The 18,243-nt window shown below is 71.7% G+C and carries 19 protein-coding genes, 1 tRNA gene and 1 pseudogene; 11 read left to right on the forward strand and 10 right to left on the reverse strand.

The window, feature by feature from the left end; translation table 11 throughout:
* Positions 1–32: 32 nt before the first annotated feature.
* Both ACIBPB_RS02710 and ACIBPB_RS02715 read left to right on the forward strand, forming a co-directional pair.
* The gene (locus ACIBPB_RS02710; RefSeq protein WP_357319762.1) at positions 33–1,880 is read left to right on the forward strand and encodes a 2-oxoacid:acceptor oxidoreductase subunit alpha; all 1,848 of its coding nucleotides are present in this window, start codon (positions 33–35) and stop codon (positions 1,878–1,880) included.
* Entirely contained in the window at positions 1,873–2,907 is a 1,035-nt protein-coding gene (locus ACIBPB_RS02715; protein WP_396837869.1) for a 2-oxoacid:ferredoxin oxidoreductase subunit beta, read from the forward strand. The genes ACIBPB_RS02710 and ACIBPB_RS02715 overlap by 8 nt, the downstream gene beginning before the upstream one ends.
* A 75-nt stretch (positions 2,908–2,982) precedes the next feature.
* Here ACIBPB_RS02715 and ACIBPB_RS02720 read toward each other — a convergent pair whose 3' ends face one another.
* The gene (locus ACIBPB_RS02720) at positions 2,983–3,630 is read right to left on the reverse strand and encodes an FMN-dependent NADH-azoreductase (RefSeq protein ID WP_396837870.1); all 648 of its coding nucleotides are present in this window, start codon (positions 3,628–3,630) and stop codon (positions 2,983–2,985) included.
* Between the two features lie 84 nt (positions 3,631–3,714).
* Between ACIBPB_RS02720 and ACIBPB_RS02725 the strand changes: the two genes are divergently transcribed.
* A complete protein-coding gene (locus ACIBPB_RS02725) occupies positions 3,715–4,203 on the forward strand; it encodes a MarR family winged helix-turn-helix transcriptional regulator (RefSeq protein ID WP_396837871.1) in 489 nt (162 codons plus the stop codon).
* Positions 4,204–4,305: 102 nt separating this feature from the next.
* Here ACIBPB_RS02725 and ACIBPB_RS02730 read toward each other — a convergent pair whose 3' ends face one another.
* Both ACIBPB_RS02730 and ACIBPB_RS02735 read right to left on the reverse strand, forming a co-directional pair.
* A complete protein-coding gene (locus ACIBPB_RS02730) occupies positions 4,306–5,319 on the reverse strand; it encodes a potassium channel family protein (RefSeq protein WP_396837872.1) in 1,014 nt (337 codons plus the stop codon).
* Between the two features lie 114 nt (positions 5,320–5,433).
* Positions 5,434–5,781, reverse strand: coding sequence for a hypothetical protein (locus ACIBPB_RS02735; protein WP_396837873.1), 348 nt, complete (start codon positions 5,779–5,781; stop codon positions 5,434–5,436).
* Between ACIBPB_RS02735 and ACIBPB_RS02740 the strand changes: the two genes are divergently transcribed.
* From ACIBPB_RS02740 to ACIBPB_RS02755, 4 genes are all read left to right on the forward strand, one after another.
* Positions 5,762–6,697: a hypothetical protein gene (locus ACIBPB_RS02740; protein ID WP_396837874.1), complete on the forward strand. Its 936-nt coding sequence runs from the start codon at positions 5,762–5,764 to the stop codon at positions 6,695–6,697. The genes ACIBPB_RS02735 and ACIBPB_RS02740 overlap by 20 nt on opposite strands.
* A 118-nt stretch (positions 6,698–6,815) precedes the next feature.
* The gene (locus ACIBPB_RS02745; RefSeq protein ID WP_396837875.1) at positions 6,816–7,382 is read left to right on the forward strand and encodes a helix-turn-helix domain-containing protein; all 567 of its coding nucleotides are present in this window, start codon (positions 6,816–6,818) and stop codon (positions 7,380–7,382) included.
* Positions 7,383–7,885: 503 nt separating this feature from the next.
* Positions 7,886–8,719 (forward strand): TrmB family transcriptional regulator, encoded by an 834-nt coding sequence (locus ACIBPB_RS02750; RefSeq protein WP_396837876.1) that lies wholly within the window; start codon positions 7,886–7,888, stop codon positions 8,717–8,719.
* A gap of 128 nt (positions 8,720–8,847) precedes the next feature.
* Positions 8,848–9,441: an ATP-dependent Clp protease proteolytic subunit gene (locus ACIBPB_RS02755; RefSeq protein ID WP_396837877.1), complete on the forward strand. Its 594-nt coding sequence runs from the start codon at positions 8,848–8,850 to the stop codon at positions 9,439–9,441.
* 73 nt (positions 9,442–9,514) lie between these two features.
* Here the strand turns inward: ACIBPB_RS02755 and ACIBPB_RS02760 are convergent, their stop codons facing one another.
* Positions 9,515–11,308 (reverse strand): adenylyl cyclase, encoded by a 1,794-nt coding sequence (locus ACIBPB_RS02760; RefSeq protein WP_396838170.1) that lies wholly within the window; start codon positions 11,306–11,308, stop codon positions 9,515–9,517.
* A 240-nt stretch (positions 11,309–11,548) separates the two neighbouring features.
* Positions 11,549–12,325 (reverse strand): HAD-IIB family hydrolase, encoded by a 777-nt coding sequence (locus ACIBPB_RS02765; protein WP_396837878.1) that lies wholly within the window; start codon positions 12,323–12,325, stop codon positions 11,549–11,551.
* A 251-nt stretch (positions 12,326–12,576) separates the two neighbouring features.
* Here ACIBPB_RS02765 and ACIBPB_RS02770 point away from each other — a divergent pair, with 251 nt between their 5' ends.
* Positions 12,577–13,314, forward strand: a complete 738-nt coding sequence (locus tag ACIBPB_RS02770; protein WP_396837879.1) for a class I SAM-dependent methyltransferase — start codon at positions 12,577–12,579, stop codon at positions 13,312–13,314.
* Between the two features lie 16 nt (positions 13,315–13,330).
* Here the strand turns inward: ACIBPB_RS02770 and ACIBPB_RS02775 are convergent, their stop codons facing one another.
* Positions 13,331–14,218: a hypothetical protein gene (locus tag ACIBPB_RS02775; RefSeq protein ID WP_396837880.1), complete on the reverse strand. Its 888-nt coding sequence runs from the start codon at positions 14,216–14,218 to the stop codon at positions 13,331–13,333.
* Complete coding sequence (locus ACIBPB_RS02780; protein ID WP_313720739.1) at positions 14,218–14,532, reverse strand: PadR family transcriptional regulator; 315 nt, start codon at positions 14,530–14,532, stop codon at positions 14,218–14,220. Before ACIBPB_RS02780 ends, ACIBPB_RS02775 begins: the two co-directional genes overlap by 1 nt.
* Positions 14,533–14,627: 95 nt before the next feature.
* On the opposite strand from ACIBPB_RS02780, the gene ACIBPB_RS02785 reads away from it, so the two are divergent.
* Entirely contained in the window at positions 14,628–15,164 is a 537-nt protein-coding gene (locus tag ACIBPB_RS02785; protein ID WP_396837881.1) for an isochorismatase family protein, read from the forward strand.
* A gap of 91 nt (positions 15,165–15,255) precedes the next feature.
* On the opposite strand, the gene ACIBPB_RS02790 is transcribed toward ACIBPB_RS02785, so the two are convergent.
* Entirely contained in the window at positions 15,256–15,498 is a 243-nt protein-coding gene (locus tag ACIBPB_RS02790) for a hypothetical protein (RefSeq protein ID WP_396837882.1), read from the reverse strand.
* A gap of 910 nt (positions 15,499–16,408) precedes the next feature.
* Here ACIBPB_RS02790 and ACIBPB_RS02795 point away from each other — a divergent pair.
* Together ACIBPB_RS02795 and ACIBPB_RS02800 are read left to right on the forward strand one after the other, a co-directional pair.
* Positions 16,409–16,795, forward strand: a complete 387-nt coding sequence (locus tag ACIBPB_RS02795) for a hypothetical protein (RefSeq protein ID WP_396837883.1) — start codon at positions 16,409–16,411, stop codon at positions 16,793–16,795.
* Positions 16,796–17,177: 382 nt separating this feature from the next.
* A pseudogene (locus ACIBPB_RS02800) lies at positions 17,178–17,480 on the forward strand (tyrosine-type recombinase/integrase); the annotation flags it as partial.
* A 21-nt stretch (positions 17,481–17,501) separates the two neighbouring features.
* Here ACIBPB_RS02800 and ACIBPB_RS02805 read toward each other — a convergent pair.
* A tRNA-Arg gene (locus ACIBPB_RS02805) sits at positions 17,502–17,577 on the reverse strand.
* A gap of 289 nt (positions 17,578–17,866) precedes the next feature.
* Positions 17,867–18,163, reverse strand: a complete 297-nt coding sequence (locus ACIBPB_RS02810; RefSeq protein ID WP_396837884.1) for a hypothetical protein — start codon at positions 18,161–18,163, stop codon at positions 17,867–17,869.
* Between the last annotated feature and the right edge of the window lie 80 nt (positions 18,164–18,243).

The following is an 18,243-nucleotide window of genomic DNA, read 5'->3' on the forward strand; positions in this document are numbered from 1 at the left end:
TGCGACGGCGCTGAGCGAAGCGAGGTGCGGGCGTGACCAAGCAGATCCGTCAACTGGACCGGGTGGTGATCCGGTTCGCCGGTGACTCGGGTGATGGCATGCAGCTCACCGGTGACCGGTTCACCTCTGAGACGGCCCAGCTGGGCAACGACATCTCCACGTTGCCCAATTTCCCGGCCGAGATCCGGGCGCCCGCCGGCACCCTGCCGGGCGTGTCGAGCTTCCAGGTGCACTTCGCCGACTACGACATCCTGACCCCCGGTGACGCCCCGAACGTGCTGGTGGCGATGAACCCGGCGGCGCTCAAGGCCAACCTGGCCGAGCTGCCGCGCGGCGCGGACATCATCGTCAACACCGACGAGTTCAACCGGCGCAACCTGGCCAAGGTGGGCTACACCACCAGCCCGCTGGAGGACGGCTCGCTGGCCGGCTACGTGGTGCACCCGGTGGCGCTGACCTCGATGACGGTCGGCGCGCTGGCCGAGCACGACGTGTCCAAGAAGGACGCCGAGCGGGCCAAGAACATGTTCGCGCTCGGCCTGCTGAGCTGGATGTACTCCCGCCCCTACGAGTCGACGCTGCGCTTCCTGGAGCGCAAGTTCGCGGCCCGTCCCGAGCTGGTCGCGGCGAACATCGCGGCCTTCCGGGCCGGCTGGAACTTCGGCGAGACCACCGAGGACTTCTCCGTCCGGTACGAGGTCAAGCCGGCCAAGATGCTGCCGGGCACCTACCGGAACATCACCGGCAACGCGGCGCTCTCGCTCGGCCTGGTCGCCGCCGGCGTCCGCTCCGGGCTGCCGGTCTTCCTCGGCGCGTACCCGATCACCCCGGCCTCGGACATCCTGCACGAGCTGAGCAAGCACAAGAAGCTCGGTGTGGTGACCATGCAGGCCGAGGACGAGATCGCGGCGGTCGGCGCGGCGCTGGGCGCGTCCTACGGCGGCTCGCTCGGGGTGACCACGACCAGCGGCCCCGGGGTGGCGCTGAAGAGCGAGACGATCTCCCTGGCGGTGGCGCTGGAGCTGCCCCTGGTCATCGTCGACGTGCAGCGCGCCGGGCCGTCCACCGGCATGCCGACCAAGACCGAGCAGGCCGACCTCAACATGGCGCTGTACGGCCGGCACGGCGAGGCGCCGGTCGCGGTGATCGCGCCGAAGTCGCCGGCGGACTGCTTCTACGCGGCCCTGGAGGCGGCGCGCATCGCGCTGACCTACCGCACGCCGGTCATCCTGCTCTCCGACAACTACGTGGCCAACGGCTCCGAGCCGTGGCTGCTGCCGGACGTGGCGAGCCTGCCCGACCTGCGGGTCGAGTTCGCCAGCCAACCCAACGGCGAGGACGGCACCACCTTCCTGCCGTACCTGCGGGACCCGGAGACCCTGGCGCGGCCGTGGGCGGTGCCCGGCACGCCGGGCCTGGAGCACCGGATCGGCGGCCTCGAGAAGGCCGACAAGACCGGCGACATCTCGTACGACCCGGCCAACCACGACTTCATGGTGCGTACCCGGGCGGCCCGGATCGAGACCATCCCGGTGCCGGACGTCGAGGTGGAGGACCCGGACGGCGACGCGCGGGTGCTGGTGCTCGGCTGGGGCTCCACGTACGGCCCGATCGGCGCCGCGTGCCGGGGGCTGCGGCAGCGCGGGCTCTCCGTCGCCCAGGCGCACCTGCGCCACCTGGCCCCGATGCCGGCCAATCTCGGTGAGGTGCTCCGCTCCTACCAGCGGGTGGTCATCCCGGAGATGAACCTCGGCCAGCTCGCCCACGTGATCCGGGCGAAGTACCTGGTCGACGCGGTCGGCTACAACCAGGTCCGCGGCCTGCCGTTCACCGCCGCCGAGCTGGAGACGATGCTGGAAGAGGTCGTGAAGAATGTCTGAGCCCATCGCCCTCAAGCTCACCGCCAAGGACTTCAAGTCCGACCAGGAGGTGCGCTGGTGCCCCGGCTGCGGTGACTACGCCATCCTGGCCGCCGTCCAGGGCTTCATGCCGGAGCTGAACATCCCCCGGGAGAACATCGTCTTCATCTCGGGCATCGGCTGCTCCTCGCGCTTCCCGTACTACATGAACACGTACGGGATGCACTCGATCCACGGCCGTGCCCCGGCGATCGCCACCGGCCTCTCCACGACCCGGCCCGACCTGTCGGTCTGGGTGGTCACCGGGGACGGCGACGCGCTCTCCATCGGCGGCAACCACCTGATCCACGCGCTGCGCCGCAACGTCAACCTCAAGATCCTGCTCTTCAACAACCGGATCTACGGGCTGACCAAGGGGCAGTACTCGCCGACCTCCGAGGTCGGCAAGATCACGAAGTCGACGCCGGTCGGCTCGGCGGACGCGCCGTTCAACCCGCTCTCGCTGGCCCTCGGTGCGGAGGCCACCTTCGTGGCCCGGACCATCGACTCCGACCGCAAGCACCTCCAGTCGGTGCTGCGGGCCGCCGCCGCCCACCAGGGTTCCGCGTTCGTGGAGATCTACCAGAACTGCAACATCTTCAACGACGGCGCCTTCGACCCGCTCAAGGAGCCGGCGACCCGGGACGACCACCTGATCCGGCTGGAGCACGGGCAGCCGATCACGTTCGGCAAGGACGGGCAGTTCTGCGTCGTCCACCCGCCGGGCGGTTTCGGGCTGGAGGTACGCGAGACCGCGGCCACCCCGGCCGAGGAGATCGTGGTGCACGACGCGACGGTCAACGACCCCGCGTACGCGTTCGCGCTGTCCCGCCTGCCCGGCCTGGACCTGCGCAACACCCCGATCGGCGTGTTCCGCTCGGTGCAGCGGGCGTCGTACGACAGCGTGGTGCAGGAGCAGGTGGCCAGCGCCCGGGCGGCGGTCAGCGAGACCCCGGAGGAGCAGCTCGCCGGCCTGCTCGCCGGTGGCGACACCTGGACGATTCTCTGACCGGCCGGTACTGACCGCGCAGAGGGTGGCGCTCCGGACGGAGCGCCACCCTCTGCGTCTGTCGGACGGCCCCGGTCAGGCCGCGGCCGAGGCGGGCACCCAGAGCTCGTCGATCTCCCGCTCCGCGGTGGCCAGGCTCGCCTCGTGCAGCGGGATCAGCTCGGCCATGGCCGGGTTCACCGGAGCCAGCGTCAGCTCGGCGGTGATGAAGCGCGGCTGGATCCCGGTCAGCGAGAGGCCGTGCGGCAGCCAGGGCTCGGCGTGGTCCCAGCCCGCACGCGGCGTGCCCGGGCCGTAGCCGCCGCCCCGGCTGGCCAGCACGATGAACTCCCGGTCGCCCAGCAGACCGGCGTTGGTGACCGGGTCGTACGCGATGCCCGGCGCGATGAGGTGGTCCACCCACGTCTTCACGCTGCTGGGCGCCCCGTAGTTGTAGAGCGGCAGCCCGAGCAGGACGGTGTCGGCCCGCTTCACCTCGGCCACCAGTTCCTCGGAGAGCGCCCACGACGCGCGCTGTTCCGGACTGTGCTGCTCGGCCGGCACCATCCGGGCGAGGCCGCCGGCCTCGTCCAGGTGGGGCAGCGGGTTCCGGCCCAGGTCCCGGTAGGTCACGGTGCCGCCGGGATGGGCGGCGCGCCAGGCCGCGGCGGCTCGGGCGGTGAGCCGCCGGCTGGTCGAGTGCTCGCCCCGGATGCTCGAGTCGATGTGCAACAGCTGTGCCATTTGGCTAACCCTCCAAGGATCGTTTGTGAAGCACGAACTATTTATAGCAGGCAGATCTTCCACTGGCTCGGTAAACTGGGTCACATGCCTGCCGTGCCGGTCGACGAGTCGGAGCGCCGCTCCGGGGCGCTCCTGGACCACCTGGCCCGGCGGATGCGGCTGCGGTCGGAGTCGGTGCTCGCGCCGCTCGGCCTGCGGCCCCGGCATCTCGTCGCGCTCACCGTGCTGCGCGACGCCGGGGACATCAGCCAGCAGGGCCTGGCCAGCACGTTGCAGATCGACGGCACGAACGTGGTCGGCCTGCTCAACGACCTGGAGGCGGCAGACCTGGTCGAGCGGCGGCGCTCAGCGGCCGACCGGCGCCGGCACGTGGTACACCTCACCGAAACCGGCGGAAAACGCCTCCGGGAGGCGGAATGCGCCCTCGCCGCCGCCGAGGACGAGGTGCTCGGCGCGCTGGAACCGGCCGAGCGCGACACGCTCTACGAGTTGCTCCGGCGCGCCGCCAGCGGCGCCCCGGTCACCTGCACCGACGCCCTGACGGACGGCGGGGAGCCGGACACCGCCTGCTGAGGCGCGCCGGCGCGATGAGGGCCGGCGGAGGCGCTGACGCCAATGAGGGCGGGCAGCGGCCCTGTCGTGATGAGGGCCCCGGCGGGCGCTGTCCGGGCCCGGTCAGCCGACCGTGGCCGAGTGCGGGCGGTCGTCGCGGACGTGCACCAGCATGTCGCCGGTCTCGATCACCGCGGCCGCCCGATCGTTCAGCGTGACCACCTTGCCCCGGCGGACCAGCGCGATGACCAGCGACTCCAACTCCCGGGGCGACTTGCCCACCTCGCTGCGCTCGGCGGACCGCATGGCCAGCGCCATGCCCTGCCCGGGGGTGAGCAGGTCCTCCACCACGTCGATCAGCGGCGGGGCGGAGGTGGAGAGGCCGAGCAGCCGGCCGGCGGTCGCCGAGGAGACGATCACGTGGTGCGCGCCGCTCTGCTTGAGCAGGGGCGCGTTCTCCGCCTCGCGGGCCGCCGCGATGATCCGCACCTGGCCGGCGGTGAGTTGGCGGACGGTCAGCGCCACCAGCACGGAGGCGTCGTCACTGTCGGTCGCGATGATCACCGACTTGGCGGTCCGGACGTGGGCCTGCTCGAGCACCGACGAGCGGGTGGCCGAGCCCTCGATCGCGACCAGGCCGGCCGAGGTGGCCTGCCGCAGCGCGGGACCGCTCCGCTCCACCACCACGATCTTGGACTTGTCCGCCCCGTTCTCCAGCAGGGCGGAGACCGCGCTGCGACCCTTGGTGCCGTAGCCGCAGATGATCACGTGGTCCTTCACGGTCCTCCTCCAGTGCGACAGGCGACGGCCGGTCCGGTACTGCTCGGTCAGAACTTCCAGCGTGGTGCCGACCAGGATGATCAGGAAGAGCACCCGGGCCGGGGTCACGAAGAGGACGTTGACCAGGCGCGCCGACTGAGCGGACGGGGTGATGTCGCCGTACCCGGTGGTGGAGAGCGACACCACCGCGTAGTAGAAGCAGTCGAGCACGGTGAGCCCGTCCTCGTTGACGTCGCGGTAACCGTCCCGGTCGAGCCAGACCACGAACACCACGGCGAACACCAGGCCCAGGGCGGCGAGCAGGCGCAGACTCAGCGCGCTCAGCGGCCCCCGCCGTTGCGCGGGAAAATGGATCACTGTCGGTCCCGCTCCGCCGCCGTCGCCTGCACTGGCACAAGATAGCCGGTACGCCGCCGCGCGGCCTCCCGGGCCAGGTTCCCCGCGCCCTCCGCACCATCGGTAAGGATCTCGTCACATCGGTGGCCGTGCCGGCCGGCGACACTCGGGGGCGTCGATCGTCGTCACGAGGGGAAGCCGGATGCGCAACCGCAGGTTACTGGCCACGGGTGCCGTGGTCCTCGGAATGGTGCTGACCAGCGCGGCGCCGGCGGTGGCCGGCCGCCCGGGTGCCTCGCCGAAGCCCCGGCCGTCGAAGCCCACCAGCTCACCGTCGCCCACCGGCTCACCCGCGCCGTCGCCGACGGCGGCACCAACGCTGTCGCCGACCGCCACGTCGTCGCCGACCCCCACGGCGCCACCGGCCACCCCTCCGCCGCCGATCCCCACGACGCCCGCGCCGATGCCGACCGCCGCCCGCACCCCGGTCCTGCTGCCGTCGCTCGATGGCCTGAGCGCCGGCGCGAAGGACATCAACGGGCAGGGCGTGGTGGTCGGTGCGGCCCGGCGGGCGACCGGATACTGGCACGCGGTGCGCTGGGTGGACGGGCAGATCGAGGATCTCGGCACCCTCGGCGGCCTGAACAGCCAGGCGGAGGCGGTCGACGAGCGCGGCCGGATCGTCGGCATGAGCCAGGACGTGGACGGGCACACCCACGCCGTCGCCTGGGTGGACGGCCGGATCCAGGACCTCGGCCGGCTCGGCGAGTTCGGTGCCATCGCGTACGACACGGCCGGCGACCGGGTGGTCGGCAACTACAACGTCGTCGACGACCCGTCCGGCCGGCGCGCGTTCGTCCGGTCCGGAGACCGCACCGTCACCCTGGACGTCCCGTCCGGAGCGAGCGCGTACGCCGTCAACGAGGTGGGCCAGGTGGCCGGCACCTACGGCTTCCAGTCCTGGGACGACCCGCGGCCCTACCACTACCAGGCGTTCGTCTGGCAGAACGGCGTGACCCGCACCCTCGGCACCCTGGGCGGGCCGACCAGTAACGCCAACGGACTGAACGACCTGGGCCACGTGGTGGGCACGAGCGTGACCGGGACGGGCCAGTTCAGCTCGTTCTTCTGGGACGGTACGGCCCTGCGTCGCCTGGCCACCAGTGCCGCCTCCCCGTCCGCCCAGGCGGTCAACGACTCCGACCTGGTGGTCGGCACCGACGGGGCTACCGGACTGGCGATGATGTGGCCGGACCCGTCCGCCTCGTCCCAGCTGCTGCCGCTGCCCGACGGCGCGGTCGGCAGCACCGCGATCAACGTCAACGACCAGGGGGCGATCGTCGGCGAGGTCCACTACGTCGCGCCGAGCTGGCATTCCCGAGCGGTCGTCTGGCGCTGACCCCGGCCGGCCCGCCCGGTGGCGTGACCAGCAGGCGCGCGACCGGCCGGGCCGGTGCCGGCGGCCCGGACGGGGCATGATGGGGGCGTCCCCGAACGACGACCGCGAGGAGGCCCGCATGTCGTTGCTGCGCCGGGTGATCGGCGGGGTGCTGCGCCGGGTACGGCTGCGGCAGGGCCGCACGCTGCGCGAGGTCGCCCAGGTGGCCGGGGTCTCGCTGCCGTACCTCTCGGAGGTCGAGCGCGGGCGCAAGGAGGCCTCGTCCGAGGTGCTGGCGGCGATCTGCCGCGCCCTCGGCATCCACCTGTCGGACCTGCTCGAGGAGGCCCGTGACGAGTTGCGCCGGGTGGAGCGGCGGGCGCCGGTGACCTCCGGGTCGGGCCTGGTCCGGCTGGAGCGCGCCCCGGCCGGCCGGGACGGCGTACGCCTCCAGGTCGGGTCGCGGCGCTCCCGGCCGTCGGCGCACGTGGTGTGCCGGCCGGTGGCTCCGGCCGGCGGGCTGGGCACCCCGCTGCTCGGTACCCGGGGCATGCTCGGGGCGTCGTTCGGGCCGGCCTCGGGCGGACCCGGCGGGTACGCCACGCCCACGGTGGGCGCGGGCACCCGGTTCTGGCTGCTCCCGCCACCGCCGCCCCGCCGCCGGCCGCGCCGGTCGGTCATCCGGCGGCGGACCGCGGGGGTCTGACCGCACGGCACGGACCGACCCGGACCGGAGCGCCAAACACGCGGCAGCCCGCGGGGCTCGGCCCGCGGCCTTGCGGTGCCGGCCGGCTCGGCCCGTGGCGTCCCGGTGTCGGCCCGGCTCGGCCGTGGCGTCCCGGTGTCGGCCCGGCTCGGCCGTGGCGTCCCGGTATCGGCTCGGCCCGTGGCGTCCCGGTGCCGGCTCGGTCCCTGGCGTCCCGGTGCCGGCTGGGCCCGTGGCGTCCCGGTGCCGGCCGGTCAGGCGGCCGGCACCGGGCTGCGGCCCCCCGAGGGGACCTGCCCCGGGCGCGCTGGGAGGAAGCCAGCGCGCCCACGCTGCCGCCCTGCCACCCGACGGGGTGACGCTCGGCGCGGGTAGTCACCACCGGCAGTGGTGCCCACTGGGGCAGACGATATACAGCCGCCGATGACCGGTAAAGCCCTGACATCCGTCGATGCCTGTGATTGATCTCCCGTGCCGCTGCCCCGGCAGCTACGGTGGGTGCCATGACCGGCCTGACGCCCCTCGTCGACGCCCTCATCGGGCTGGGTCTCACCCAGTACGCGGCGCGCGCGTACCTCGCCCTGGTGACCCGCGAGCGGTACACCGCCGCCGAGCTCGCCCGCGCCTCCGGCGTACCCCGGCAGCGGATCTACGACGTGCTGAACTCGCTCAGCGAGCGCGGCCTGGTCCGGGTCCGCCCCGGACCGGTGGTGCGCTACGCGGCCGTGGACCCGGAGGCCGCGGTCAACCGGATGATGGCCGTGCACCGCAGCGCGTACGAGCGGCGCGAGCGGACCGGTGCGGAGCTGGTCGACCAGCTCACTCCGCTGTGGACGCGCGGGCGCGCCGAGGACGATCCGCTGGACTATGTGGAGGTCATCCGCGACCGGGAGCTGCTCGCCGAGCGCTTCGCCGAGCTCCAGGCCGGCGCCCGGCACCAACTGCTCACCCTCGCGAAGCTGCCGTATCTGGTGGCGGAGAACCCGACCGGCCTGGAGGTGGCGCGCCGGTTGTCCCGCGCCGGCGGTGACGTGCGCTGCGTCTACGAGCACGCCATGCTCGGCGACCCGGCGAAGGTCGCCCACGTCCGGGGGTTCGTCGGCGCCGGCGAGCGCGCCCGGCTGGTGCCCGAGGTGCCGATGCGGCTCTGCATCGCCGACGGCGCCCGGGTCCTCATGTCGATGCGCGACCCGCGGGCGGACGAGGCGTCGAGCACCTCGCTGCTGATCGAGCACCCGGCGCTGGCCCAACTGCTGATCCAGGCGTACGAGACGATCTGGGCCGGGGGCGTCGACTTCGCGACCGCGACGGCCGGGGCGACCGCGCCGGCCGGCTGAGCCGTTCTGCCGACGGCGGATCTGCCGCCGGCAGAAACGCTGGGCCGCCCACCTCCGCCCGCCGCAGGCTGGAGACCGCCGGTGTCCCGGGCGGTCCCGCCCGGCCGGCGCACGGAGGGGGTCAGGTCATGGGGTACGGCATCTGGATGCTGGACGAGGGACAGCCTGCCCTCGGCGACCGGGTCTTCGAGAAGCTGCTCGCCGAACGCATCATCTTCCTCGGCACCGAGGTCACCGACGCCTCGGCCAACCAGATCTGCGCGCAGATCCTGCTGCTGGCGGCCGAGGACCCGGAGCGGGACATCTTCCTCTACATCAACTCGCCGGGCGGCTCGGTCAGCGCCGGGATGGCGGTCTACGACACCATGCGGTACGTGAAGAACGACGTCGCGACCCTGGCGCTCGGGCTGGCCGGCTCGATGGGTCAGTTCCTGCTCTGCGCGGGCGCGGCCGGGAAACGCTTCGCGCTGCCGCACTCGCGGATCATGATGCACCAGCCCTCCGGCGGGATGGGCGGCACGGCCGCCGACATCACCATCCAGGCGGAGAACATGCTGCACGTGAAGCGGACCATGCAGGAGCTGACGGCCCAGCACAGCGGGCGCACCGTGGACGAGATCCAGCGCGACTGGGACCGGGACCGCTGGTTCACCGCCGAGCAGGCCCGCGAGTACGGCCTGATCGATCAGGTGGTCACCCGGGCCGAGCAGCTTCCCGGTTGAGCCCGGGTGTCCCGGGCCACGGGGGCGGCCCGGCCGTCCCGCGATCGCGGGACGGCCGGGCCGGGTGCCCGGGTCAGGGGTAGCTGACCACCGGGCTGGTGCCGTAGGAGCCGACGACCGGGGTGCCGGCCTCGTTGATGGTGCGCTCGATGCCGCCGTCACCGTCGAGGAAGACGGTGATCGCGTCGTGGAAGCGGACGCCGGCCCGGCGGGGCGCCTCGATCGCCCGGTCGCAGCGGATGTCCACCTGCTGGTTGAAGTACGAGTAGACGCCGAGCCCCCAGGACTCGTGCTCGCGTACGTCACCGGCGACCTTGTAGGAGGCCCAGCCGTTGCCGGTGGGGCTGCGCCAGGCGGCCTGGCTCGGCGGGTCGTAGGGCAGCTCGCTCTGGTAGAAGACGGTCCGGCCGCGCTCGCCGGTCCAGATGGTCTGCCAGCGCTGGTAATGCTCGACGAAGAGCCCGTACGCGGTCACGTCGTCGCCGTTGACCACCACGCCGGTGGCGGCGGTGTTGACGGTCCAGCCGATGGTGCCCGGCTTGCCGTGGTCACCGCGCCACGCCCAGATGTTGTCGATGATGGTGTGCCGGCTGTTCACCACCAGGCTGGTCACCGCCCTGCCGACCTGCGGGCCGCCGATCCGGAAGAAGACGTCCTGGAGGGAGATCGGGTTGGTCGCGTGCGACCGGTGGCTGTGCCGCTTGCCGACCTCGACCAGCACCTCGGACTCGACCGGCCCGGCGTCGACCAGCAGCCCGGCGATCCGTACCCCGTCGACGTCCTCGATCCGCAGGGCCGCGTCGCCGGTGGTCGGGGCGAGGCTGGGCATGCCGAGGCCGAGCACGACGGTGTCCGGGTGCTTCACCCGCAGCGCCCGGTCCAGCCGGTAGACGCCCGGGGTGAGCAGCAGGTGCCGGCCCCGGGAGAGTTCCTGGTTGATCCGCTTCGCGGAGTCGGTGGGCCGGGCGATGAAAAAGTCGGTCAGCGGCAGCGACGGCACCGGTGCCGCGCCGGCGCCCCAGGTGGTGCCGGCGGTGTCGCGGCGCAGCCGGGGCACCGCCACCCGCCACCGGCCCTGCCCGTCGACGAAGAGGTACGGCTTCTCCCGGGTCACCGGGCTGGTCGGCAGGGTGGTGTACGGCGGGTCGGGGAAGCCCTGCGCGGGCGCGCCGACCACCCCGGAGAAGACCTGGTTCCAGACCCCGTTGGTCCAGTCCCCGCCCAGCTCGCTGTCCCGGGTCAGCCACTGCTGCTGGGAGCCGTTGATGGTGATGCCGTCCACCTTGGAGTCGGCGATGTAGCCGCCGCTGGAGTAGCCGCCCTCGCCGGGCTCCAGCCAGAGGATGCCCTTGATGTGGACCCGGCGCATCGGGGAGGCCTGGGAGACGGCCCACTGGTTCGACCAGTCGGTCGGGGTGACGGCCAGGTTCTCCGCCGAGCGCCAGAAGTTGGTCAGCGCTGAGATCCCGGCCTCGGAGTTCGGGTCGGGCTGGCCGATCACCCGCACCGCGCCGTGGATCTCCACGTCGTCGGGGTGCGCGCCGAGTCCGGCCACGGTGGTGTAGTAGCCGAGCCGGGCGTTCACCTCGTACCGGCCGGGCTTGAAGAGCACGGCGTACCGGTCGTCGCCCATCTCGTTGTGCTCCTGGGCGGCGAAGAGCCGGTCCAGGGTGGACTGGATCTCCTCGACCGGGCTGGTGGGGTCGTACACGAAGACGTTGGGACCGAGGTCGGGCTCGGCGTCGTGGCCGTGGTCGTGGCCGGCCGGGGACGCGGCGGCGGCCGGCAGCGCCGGCAGGCCGAGGGCGGTGAACGACGCCGCGGAGGCGGCGGTGACGGTGAGGAAACGGCGGCGGGAGGGGTCCATTGAGCTCATCTGCCTGCCTGTTCGGTGAGGGTACGGGAGAGCGCTCTCAGCGCGTTCCTACCGCATCGACACCGATCCCGCCAGCCTCCGCCGGTTCCGGAACCGCCCGCGGCGCGCGGTGCCGGCGCTCGGCCGGCCCGGCCCGGCCGATCGGCCGCGCCCCCACCGCGCACGCCGAGGCGGTACGCGCCGTCCTCGGGCGCCCGCCGCCGGCCGCCGTCCCCCGGTCCGGGGCGGCGGTCAGGCCGGCTCGGTCCGCAGCTTCACCAGGTCGTCGACGAGGGTCTCCACGTAGTCGGCGGTCTCCTCCCAGCGGGTGACGGCGACGCACCGGATGCCCATGGCCTTGACCGGGTAGTCGTTACCGCCCACGTCGAGCCGGTCACCGACGAAGAGCACGTTGTCGATCTTCAGGTCCAGGCACTCCAGCAGCTTGCGCATGCCGTACGCCTTGTCCACGCCCTTGCGGGTGACGTCGATCGAGGTCGAGCCGCCGCCCCGCACCTCCAGGTCGGGCAGCTTCGCGGCGACCGCGTCCCGCAGCCGCTGCTTCTTGCTGCCGTCCGGGTCCCAGCCGTACTTCGCCGCCGGCGGCGCGGACTGACCCAGCGCCGAGAAGGTGATCTGGCTGCCCCGGTCCTCGATGATGTCGCCCCAGGGCTTCGGCTCCCAGAGGTCCAGCGCCTGCGCCGACTCGGTGAGCGCGGCAACGACCCGGGCCTTGTCGGCCTCGCTGAGGTCCTCGGCGTAGACCTGCCGCCAGTCCCCGTCGAGCCAGCGGTAGTAGCGGGTGCCGCAGGTCGGCATCAGGTGCAGCCGGCCGCGCTGCTCCTCGGTGACGTCGAGGTGGGCCAGCAGCTGCATCACGAACTGCTCGAACCGGCCACCGGAGATGACCAGCACATCCACCTCGGTGAGCAGGTGGCCGAGGAGTTCCGCCATCCGACGATCGACCTGGGACTTGGAAACCGCCAGCGTGTCGTCCAGGTCGAACGCCACCACTCGAAGATCGTTCACGAAGTACCACCATGTCGTCGCGGGCAGGCCAGGACTAGCAGGGTACCGACTCACCCACTGCCACCCCGACGGCCCGGGGCTGGCGCCCGGTCGGGGCCGCCGACCACCCGGCGCAGCCCCTCGCACGCAGATTAACAGCGCGGACCGGGAGACATCGGCCGGTTTCCGGAGGCCCGTCCCGCACGGCCGCGGCCTCGCCCGGACCGGGAAACCCGTTGCACCGGGCCGGCATCGACCGCGATCGTGACACCGTGCATCAGGACGAGATCTGGGACGCCGAGGCGGCCCAACGCTACGACACACCGGGCACCGGGATGTTCGCACCGGAGATCCTCGGGCCGACCGTGGACCGCCTCGCCGCGCTCGCCGGCGGCGGGCGCGCCCTCGAGTTCGCCGTCGGCACCGGCCGGGTGGCCGTCCCGCTGGCGCAACGTGGCGTGCCGGTCACCGGGATCGAGCTGTCCCTGCCGATGATCGAGCAGCTCCGGACGAAGGCCGACGAGGCCACCATCCCGGTCGTCGTCGGCGACATGGCCACCGCCACGGCGCCCGGTGAGTACAGCCTCGTCTACCTGGTCTACAACACCGTCTCCAACCTGCTCGACCAGGCGGAGCAGGTCGCCTGCTTCCGCAACGCGGCCCGTCACCTCCGGCCCGGCGGGCGGTTCGTCATCGAGCTGTGGGTGCCCGAGCTGCGCAAGCTGCCCCCGGGCGTGCAGGCGACGGTGTGGCACACCGAGCCCGGTTACCTCGGCCTGGACACCTACGACGTGCTGCGCCAGCGGGTCGTGTCGCACCATTTCCGGTTCGGCGAGGGCAGCGAGGCGCGGTTGTACCGCAGCCCGCACCGCTACATCTGGCCCGCCGAGCTGGACCTGATGGGGCAGCTGGCCGGCTTCGAACTGGAGTCCCGGCACGCGGACTGGTCCGGGGCCGAGTTCACCGAGGAGTCCCGCTCCCACGTCTCCGTCTACCGCCTGCCCGGCTGACCCGTCCTCGGTCGGATCAGGATGCCGGCACCCGCCCGGACGCCGACCCGGGCGCGGTCCGGCGCGCGCTCACGCCGACCACGGCGAGCAGGAAGACCGTGCACATGGTGAGCATCGGCGGCAGCATCTTGATCGAGTCCTCGAGCTGCCGATACGCGCCGTCGACCAGGCCCGGATCCCACCAGCTCATCGTGGACAGGTACCACAGCGGCGCGTTGTGCCGCGGGGCGCGCTCAGCCGGCAGAGCGGTGAACACGTACACGGCGGTGACCGCGTCGAGCAGCAGCAACGCCCCGATCCCGCCGATGAGCCAGGCAGCGGCGCGGCGGCCCCGGCGCAGCAGGGCGCGCACCGCCCAACCGAGCACGAGGGCGCCGAGCGCCCAGCAGGCCACGGCCGCCAGCGACCCGGCCCGCACCTCGCCAAGCACCTCACCGACGGGTCGTACGGCACTGATGGCCGCGACGCCCAGCGCGAGCGCCGCCGGGACCACGACGGCGGCCGCGACGATCTGCTCCGAGCGGGCCATCCACCGGCCGAACCACCACATCGAGGCCGCGGCGAGCGCCACGGCCAGCGCGTACCCGTAGGGCGCGGCTTCGTACGCCCCGGTCGCGTCGGCCAGCAGACCCGCCGTGGTCAGCAGCAGCAGGAGCAGCACGCCGAACGCGAGCGGCGCGATTACCAGCTTGATCACGGTGAACGCGGCGGTGCGCGCCTGCGCCACGCTGATCGTGCCCGGCCGCCGGGTGAGCCGGTCGTGCACCGCGCACCGGGCGGTGTCGGCCAGGTCCCGGACCGGGGTGTCGCTGGCGGCGAGCAGTTCCGCGATCTCGTCGCCGTAGCGTTCGCGGATCGCGGCCGGATACAGCGCCAGCACGGCGCGGATGATCCTGGCGCGCATCAGGCAACCGCCAGCCGGCGCAGCCCGGTCGCGGCGAGGGACCGCATCCGCTGCAGCTCGGCGCCGAGGGCGGCGCGGCCGGCATCGGTCAACCGGTACGGCTTGCGCCGGTCCTGCTCGGGCAGGGCCTCGATGTACGCGTGCTCCTCCAGGCGGCGGATCGCGCCGTAGAGCGTGCCGGGGCCGGGGCGGGCGCCGGTGAGCTCACCGATGTCGTCCTGCATGGCGTACCCGTGCTTGGGCCCCGCGGCGAGGCTGATCAGGATGTGCAGGGCCGGTTCGGAGAACCGGCCGAGGTCGGCGAGTCCGGCCATGGCGGCCTCCTTACTACGTCCGGCGTAGCATCGCAGTACGTAGCAACATCGTCAACCCGCACCACGCCCCAGCTGTCGAATGTTAGGGTCGCAGGATGCCTTCACCCCTTACCAAGCCACTTCTCGCCGGGCGCACCGCGTTGATCGTCGTGGACCTGATGCCGCGCATCGTCGAGCAGGACATGGGCCCCCACAAGGGGGCCGACGTGGTGGCCCGGGCGAGCCGCCTGGTGACGGCGTTCCGCCGGGCCGGCGGAACCGTGGTGCTGGTCCGCGTGGATCGGCCCGGCGTTGCCGAGCAGCCGCCGGGCAGTGGGTTCGTCCCGGAAATGGAGCCGCAGCCCGGCGACGTCGTTGTGGTGAAGCAGACCATTGGCGCGTTCTACGGAACCGGCCTGGCCGACGAGCTGCGGAAGCGCGGTGTGCACTCAGTGGTCATGACCGGCCTCGCCACGACGATGGGCGTGGAGTCGACCGCGCGCGCCGCGTCCGATCACGGGTTCGAGGTCATCTTCGTAGCCGACGCGATGAGCGGTATGACGGCGGCGGAGCATGACCACGCACTAACGGTGGTCCTGCCGCGGTTCGGCGAGGTCGTCACTACTGACGAGGTGCTGAACCGGCTCGGTTGACACCCGCCCCGCTCACTGATCGGATTGCCCGCCGATCAAGTCTGCGAACTGGTCGGCGCGGTGTTCGACCTGATGGGCGGCGGTCCGGCGGTCATGAACCCTCATCCCGCAACCGGGCTCGTGACTGCTCGACCCTCCCGGCGTACTGCGGGGAGAACGGCTCGACCAGCTCCCGTTCCAGTGGGCAAGTGAGATTCCACAGCGCCCGTTGCTCCGCCTGATCCTCGACCAGGTCGGCGAAGTCGTTGGTCGTCTCGTCGGTGCGATACAGCCACTCGAACAGAACCAGCGCCTCGTCACGACTGAGCCGCAAGACCACCTCGTCCTCTGCCACACCGAGCAGCGTACGGACACCTTCAGTCTGGAAGGACGAAGATCGCGGCCGATAGGGGCCCTGGCGGCCGAGGTCAAGGGAGGTAGGGCGCGACCGTTCGCCCCCTGGTGACCGTCCGGGGTACCGGCTACTGGCGCATGGATGGCACGGTCACTGGAGAATTACGAGATCAAACTGCCCGCCCCGCCGACCTCGTCACCGGGCGATCTGCCAGTGGAAACACCTCTCGACCTCTCACATCACTCCCCCGCCATCCGCCGACCTCTTGCGGACTAGATGCGGACTGGAATTGCCCTCGCTGGAGCCGTCACGGTCATCGAGGCCCGCGGCTGGCATCGCGCCCCGGAAGGTCACTGCTTCTTACGTCGCTCGTTGCTGGCCGACGGCATGAGCCGACCACGAGTAAGGAGACCCCGCCATGCAGGTAGACCCACCGGAGAACCGGGGCGTGGCCGCGCTCATGGTCGCTTCCGGCGTTGGCGGACTGCTACTGCTGCTTGCCGGCAACGGCGAACGTTCCCTGATCCTTGCCCTAGTCGCGTTCGCGTGCTTCATCGTCTGCCTCGCCCTGCTTGGCTTGAGTGGTGTTGCAGGAGCACGAGCGATGGCGCGTGGACCTCAAGCGGCAGCGGCTACGGGAGCAGGCTGAGGGCGAGAACGCGAGGCGATAGATCGCAGACCAGGGCCAGTCGCACCGTCAGTTTGGAAGTGCGTGATCCGCCGCCCGTGATGACCGGAACGCCTGCTCGCGACGGTCGTGGTGCGGACCACTCGTGCCCGCCGCTGACCGCTCAGTCTTCCAGCTACTGCCCTTAGACGGCCCAGGCGTGTGCCTTCCTCTGGGCCGCAGCCTCGGTACGCCCACCTGAACCCTCATGACTGTTCAAGGGCCGCAAGCTAGGCTCCCGGGGTGCACACCCTGCGGGTCATCGGCTACTGGCGCAGTGAAGAACACCCAGAGTTCCCCGACCCTCACGACCTGGTCGACACGAGTTGGGACGACGCCGAGAAGAGACAAGTGTCGTGGTACCTGAGCCAAGGCACACTCGCCCGCCTGTACATGGGTTCCAGCCGCTGCCGCATCTGCGGCCAGATGAACGGCGCTATGGAGTACAGCGACGACACGTACACCTGGCCTGAAGGGCTTGCGCACTACATCAGCGATCACAGCGTGCGGCTGCCGGACGAGGTAGTGCGACATGCGATCGAGCGGAACCGCCAATACCAAGACGCAGGTCGGGACGCGGGTTGGTGGCTCTCCGTCACTCGACCCACACATGAGTTGGGAGCGTCATAGCGCTCCGGTTAGCAAGCGACTACTGCCATTTTTGGCTAGCGGATCAGCTCCGCGCTCGGGTGTTGGCATTGCCATCGGTATGACAGGTCGTTTCCACGGCCGGCCATCAGGCTGTCCCTGTGGTTCGCGCCGGTGTACCAGCCCGGGTTGCTGCCGCCCTGCAGCAGGCGGCTGGAACCGCCGCAATCATCCGGCGGGCATCGCCGCGCACCGTCGTCGGATCACACCCCGACTCTCGGTACTTTGGATCTCGCTACTGGCACTTGCGGCGCCTGGACTCATCCTGTCTTGTCGTGCAGCTGCTCCGTGAGCACTTGGTGACGCTGCCCGAAGGGCCGGACGTGTTCGTCTCCCCGGCCGGCAGGCCCATACCAACCAGCGGCAGCAGAGCTACCACGGCTTCCGATGCCGCTTCAACGCCGTGGTGCGGTCGGCCGGACTGGTGAATGTGACGCCCCACGACCTGCGGGCCACGCACGCGAGCTGGGTCGCGGACTCGCACGGCGTCCTGGTGGCCGCTCGTCGGCTTGGGCACGCCGATGCCAGCGTGACGTCGCGCCACTACGCCCGCGCGGTCGACGGTCGGGACGCGGAAGTCGCTCAGCACTCGGACGCGAGCCGGGCGAAGCTGGCGGGGCGATCGGGCACGCAGCGGGCACGAAAGCCCCGGAAGCCGGACCAGTGATCGTTGATCAAGGCGGTGACCTGGTGCCCCCGGCAGGATTCGAACCTGCGACACACGGTTTAGGAAACCGATGCTCTATCCCCTGAGCTACGAGGGCGCGAGGGCTCAGTCTAGCGACCTGGGCGTTCACCCCGGGTGGCAGGGAGTGGCCCGCCTTCACCCACGTTCCCCGGACCGCCGTTCTCCCAGCCCAGGACCACAGCCCGAGCACACGAACCCCGGTCTACGACCGGCGGTCGGCCGGGGTCACCCGCGTTGGCACCGGTTGACCCGGGTTGGCATCCGCTGGAGAGCACACACCGCGCACATCATCGAACATGATGATGCCGTCTGCCCCCGCTCGGGAGCCGGCAAGCCGGCAGGAGCGCCCGACGGCGGTACCCCCCTCAAGTTTCAGGCGCCGGCTCATACACGAGGCCGACGCAGGCCGGCGTTCGGCTGAGCAGTGGCAGGCAGGTCGCTGCCCGGAGATCTGCGGCTGGGTCGTGCTGGTGCCAGATGAGGCCGTTGCGTAGCGCGTAGGCCACGGCGTGGCAGCGGTGGGTCACCACCAGTGCGAGCGCGGGAACCGCCTTCTGACGGCGCAGCGCACGTAGGGTCCGCAGGGTTGGCTCGTTGACGCTGTCGCCGACGACAAGCGCCACCTCGGCCTGGTCGGCTTCGACGTCGTCGAGTAGCAGCACCTCCGGGCAGGGTCGCAGCCGACGCGGGTGATGGCGTCGGTGGAGATCAGATTGAAGTCAGGCCGCGGAGTTGTCCGCAT

This window comes from Micromonospora sp. NPDC049836 (genome assembly GCF_044465125.1).
Taxonomy (GTDB): Bacteria; Actinomycetota; Actinomycetes; order Mycobacteriales; family Micromonosporaceae; genus Micromonospora.